Below are 4,466 nucleotides of genomic sequence, written 5' to 3'. Positions count from 1 at the left end.
GTGTCGTTATGCTATAAAAACAGCCCAATCCTTGCAATACAAAGGTTAGGGCTGTTTTTCCCATTAAACCTGTCACGATTCTCCGTATCAGGTTTAACGGCAAAATTTATTTTACGGGAAGTATGTAGTTGTCAAATAGTAACGTCATTGCCAACGAGCGCGTTTATAAAATTGCAATTTATCCTTGTAGTTTAGCTAATACTTGATTAAACTCTTCATCAGTTGCTATTTCTCCTTCAAGGCAAGGATACTCTTTATTTTGCCAATAAGGCAAATTTCTCATATTTTTTCTAACATTTCTTTCTGCAAAATCTCTAGTTATGGAGGAATCCAAGCTCATAAAAAATTGCACTCCTCCTTCAAAAATTTCTTCACAAGATTTAACTTGTTTATCTTCATTAACACAGTGAATGCAAAACAATTCATTGTCTTTAGTTAACCCAATCACCTCATTGTTATCTAAGGGCATTGAACAAGTTGCACAGAATTTCATGCTTACACCGTCCTTGCTTTGCTTATTTAAATACTTTAGACCATTATACTACCTCGGTCTATTCCAGTAAATTCCTGTTTTAGGATTTTGTCCAAGGTTCTACCAATGAGTTCTAAATTATTTACAATATGCCCACTATCATAAAGATATAAACCCAGCTGTTTCTACTTTTGACTATTCTTTTTTGCCTCAGTTGTCTTTCACTTCTGCGAATTTTTTACACCAATCGGTACATGACCTGTCGGAACTATCTTTGATGCCGTTTGACAGTATGTATGCTGGTCATCAAAGAAAATGTGCAGATTAAAGCTCTCTAGAATTGGAGCCTTGTCCAAACCGCCTAAAAAGAAAGCTTCATCAACACCGATCCCCCATTTGCGGAGTGTCATTATGGCCCGCGCATGAGCAGGAGCATTACGTGCAGTTACTAAAGCCGTTCGTATCGGTTTCGGCTTTGCGGCATTTTGGTAGACACTCTGCAGTTTATTTAAAGCCGCGAGAAAGTTTTTAAAGGGTCCAGGTGCCATTGGAATTTCTCTGTTTTCTTTTTCATACCGTTTAAATTCTTCTAATCCCTTTTCCTGAAAGATTTTTTCTGATTCATCACTAAATATTACAGCATCACCATCAAAGGCAATTCGGATTTCATCAAAGGTTTCATCTTCTCGATAAGGTGTTCCTGTATAAATAGTAGCGCTAGCGTATCCATTCTCCAGCGCCAATTTTACATCATCCGGATTCGCCGATAAAAATAAGTCTGCATTAAATGCTTTTAAATATTTATAAGGTGTTCTTCCGCGAGTAAAAGCTGCACGTGTAATATTTAATTGATGTGCTTCTATAGAATTAAAAACTCTTAATCCGGTATTGGGGTCATTCTTAGAAACTAAAATGATTTCCACCATCCCCTATAAAGAATGGGATTGCTATAACTATAAATTACCATAAAAATAATCAAAGTTCCTGCGAATAATTGGTACATTTCCAGGAACTTTGATTATTTTTAATAGTTCAGTTAATAAAAGTAAATATCATAAAGTTATAGTAACTATTGATTGACTAAAACAACTTTTCCAAAAGCCTGACCAGACTCCAAATATCGATGCGCTTGTGCCGCTTCACTAAAATTGAAAACTTTGGGATCTAGTACGGGCCGCAGCTTTCCTTCATCCACGATGCGGGCAATATTGGTCATAATCTCTCCGTAATGGGCGCGTCCAATCCCGCTGACTAGCGGGTACATGGTATAAACTACGTGCAGTGTCAACCCTTTAAAATTCATAAGCGACAAGTCGTGGGTACTACGAGTAGCTATCGATAAAACCTGGCCTAATGACTTTACCGCCTCAAAAGATTTCTCTAAAGTTGGACCTCCAACTGTGTCAAAAACTACATCAAAACCTTTTTTGTCGGTATATCTAGCCACATAATCCCGAACCGTTTCCTGGTTATAATCAATAACACCATCGGCACCCAATTTAGTACCAAGTGCTAGCTTCTCCGGCGAGGAAGCAGTAGTATATACCTTGGCTCCAGCCCATTTTGCTATTTGAATAGCGACATGCCCAACTCCCCCTGCAGCAGCGTGTATTAATACCGTTTGTCCTTTACCAATGTTACCGCGATCAATAAGAGCTTGCCATGCAGCTAAAGATACCAACGGCAACGCAGCAGCTTCTTCCATGCTTAGTGTTCGAGGCTTTTGCGCAAGAAAATCAGCATCAGCTAGCATATAATCAGCTAAGGCTCCTCCAGCCGTCCCTTTTGTCCCCCCTGCAAGACTAAATACCTCATCACCAACTTTAAATCTGCTTACGCCTTCACCGACTTCTACCACAATCCCCGATACATCGCCATGTAAAACTGCAGGAAGTGTTGGAGCCATCCCAGGAGCCTGACCACTACGTATACGACAGTCGACCGGATTAACGCTAGTAGCTTTAACTTCTATAAGAACATGTCCCGGAATTACAGTAGGCCGAGGAAGTTCTGCTGACTTAAACACAGAAGGATCGCCAAATGTTTCAATTACTGTCGCTTTCACCTAAAATTCCCCTTTCTACTTTTGCCAGTTCATTTTTATGTAATAGCCCATCTTTTCACCGAGTCCCATTCTTGGATATCTGAACCGGTAGTCGTTTGTGGTTTTTCCATTCTGAGTTACTATTCCCAGAACTCATGGAACTGAAAGGAACTGAAAGGGACGGAACTGAAAGGGACGGTTCTTGCTTGCTATTTAACCTTCTTCCTTACCACTTCTTTAGTAAGGCAATCAAGTCAGATATCATCCAACACATCTATAAACACATAAAAAAGCCCTCAAGCCCTTATTACAGGACTTGAGAGCACTTTGCGTTATTAATAAATTAATAACTATTCTCCTCTATTCTCTTTATAGTGCGCAATATCAGTTGATTATCCCCTGCAAAATTATTTAAATCTGCAGGATAGTATAATAACGTCAGCCTTTATTGCCCTATTTTTTAGTTAAGTTACGTATACAAAAATTCGTTACATCGCACTTATATACACTTGAGGGATAACGAACCTGTCCCCGCGTCCTTCCCAACCGCATCATCTAAAGAACCAAACAAACATTTTCAAAAAAATAATTAACCATCCCACTGCTTCTTCTTATGGATTGCACTCGCCCAACCGCAAAGTCACGTCGTTATTTACATTACATGGGAAAATTTCTTTATGACTGACAAAGTACTTTTCAACTCTATTAGCAGCATTTTGTCGAAGGTTGTTGTAGTAAAATGGATAATCAAAGCTGTGAAATATCCCCTTGCCAAAAACTTAATTCCCCGGGGATAACTTGTCCACATCGACAGTACTACAGATTAGCACTCCTCTTTTTGAGTCGATGCGGGCATCAGCAAAATTTCTAATATTGTAGACAAGTTCTCCCGTTGGCTTCAGCATTATTGACCCTAAGTTCTGCTCAGCGGTTGCCAAGGTTTCTTCTCTAGTCCAAGTAATCGGATTGATAACCAATGCACCAGGCAGAACAACAGGATTGTTTCCTTCAACCACCGGAGCTTCTGTGTTGTATGAAATTATTACACCGGTGTCATCTGGGCCTTTAGCAAATTTTAGGTGCGGATTTTGGGCAAGGTAGCTATCGGTGACGGAATAGCCGATGACGTATGCCGCAATCATTCTGGCATAGACCTCAGGATGTTCTTTCATATAATCGGATAATAAATACAACAGCAAGTTTGAACCTTGAGAATGTCCGGCTAAAATGAACGGTCGGCCATGATTGTAGTGTTTGATATAATAGTCAAATGCCGCAAATGTATCTGCTTTTGGTATGCCTCCAATTAACTTTTCATGTTCTTCTAAAGATAGCGACAGGCAATACACCGCGTCAGCCTGACGATAGTAGGGCGCATATATATTGGCGACAGGTTCAAAAACTGTAGCTTGCCTGTCAAATGCCTGTTTTGAGCCCCTCATCATGGAGGGATTATCAATTTCACAAATATTAGGTTCATTTGCATTTTCTTTTCGCCAAGCCGTAGGATAAAGGTAAAAAACATCCACTGGCTTATCAACCGATCCCGGCAAAGCCAGCCAATTCGCAGGTTTCGAATAATCGGTTGCCTGACTTCCATTAGCAGATGCTACTATTGTTAAACTGAAACAAAGAGCAATAACCAGTACTAAAATTTTTTTTGCGTTCATTTCCTGCCTCCTCGAAATACAAACTTCATATGTTATAAAATTCCATAGAAAAACAAAATGGCCTCCAAATTATACAATTTTGATCAGGCATTTTTCACCATAAATAGGGCATTTTTCACCATTACCAGTGCCTTGGGACGGTTCTTGCTTGCTATTTAACCATCTTCCTTACCACTTCTTTAGTAAGGCATCAGGTCAGCTAGCATCCCTATACACATCTATAAACACATAAAAGAAGCTCTCAAGCCTTTACTTTCCAGACTTGAGAGCATTTTCCTTG

The 4,466-nt window shown here is 39.6% G+C and carries 4 protein-coding genes; all 4 read right to left on the bottom strand.

Annotated features, from left to right (window positions below; translation table 11 throughout):
- Positions 1-178: 178 nt before the first annotated feature.
- Positions 179-493 (bottom strand): zinc ribbon domain-containing protein, encoded by a 315-nt coding sequence (locus AC29Z1_RS14020; RefSeq protein ID WP_488272076.1) that lies wholly within the window; start codon positions 491-493, stop codon positions 179-181.
- Positions 494-693: 200 nt separating this feature from the next.
- Positions 694-1,395: a 5'-nucleotidase gene (locus AC29Z1_RS14015; RefSeq protein WP_488272075.1), complete on the bottom strand. Its 702-nt coding sequence runs from the start codon at positions 1,393-1,395 to the stop codon at positions 694-696.
- Positions 1,396-1,541: 146 nt separating this feature from the next.
- On the bottom strand, positions 1,542-2,537 hold the full coding sequence (locus AC29Z1_RS14010) for a zinc-dependent alcohol dehydrogenase family protein (protein WP_488272074.1): 996 nt from the start codon (positions 2,535-2,537) through the stop codon (positions 1,542-1,544).
- Positions 2,538-3,295: 758 nt separating this feature from the next.
- Positions 3,296-4,186, bottom strand: a complete 891-nt coding sequence (locus tag AC29Z1_RS14005; protein WP_488272073.1) for a DUF3089 domain-containing protein — start codon at positions 4,184-4,186, stop codon at positions 3,296-3,298.
- Positions 4,187-4,466: the final 280 nt, after the last annotated feature.

The organism is Sporomusa sp. (assembly GCF_057736855.1).
Note: the sequence above shows the minus strand (reverse complement) of the source record. Positions and strands in the feature narration are given on the sequence as shown.

Coding starts and splice junctions, on each gene's coding strand:
- AC29Z1_RS14020 (WP_488272076.1), bottom strand. CDS start 493: ATGAAATTCTGTGCAACTTGTTCAATGCCCTTAGATAACAATGAGGTG.
- AC29Z1_RS14005 (WP_488272073.1), bottom strand. CDS start 4,186: ATGAACGCAAAAAAAATTTTAGTACTGGTTATTGCTCTTTGTTTCAGT.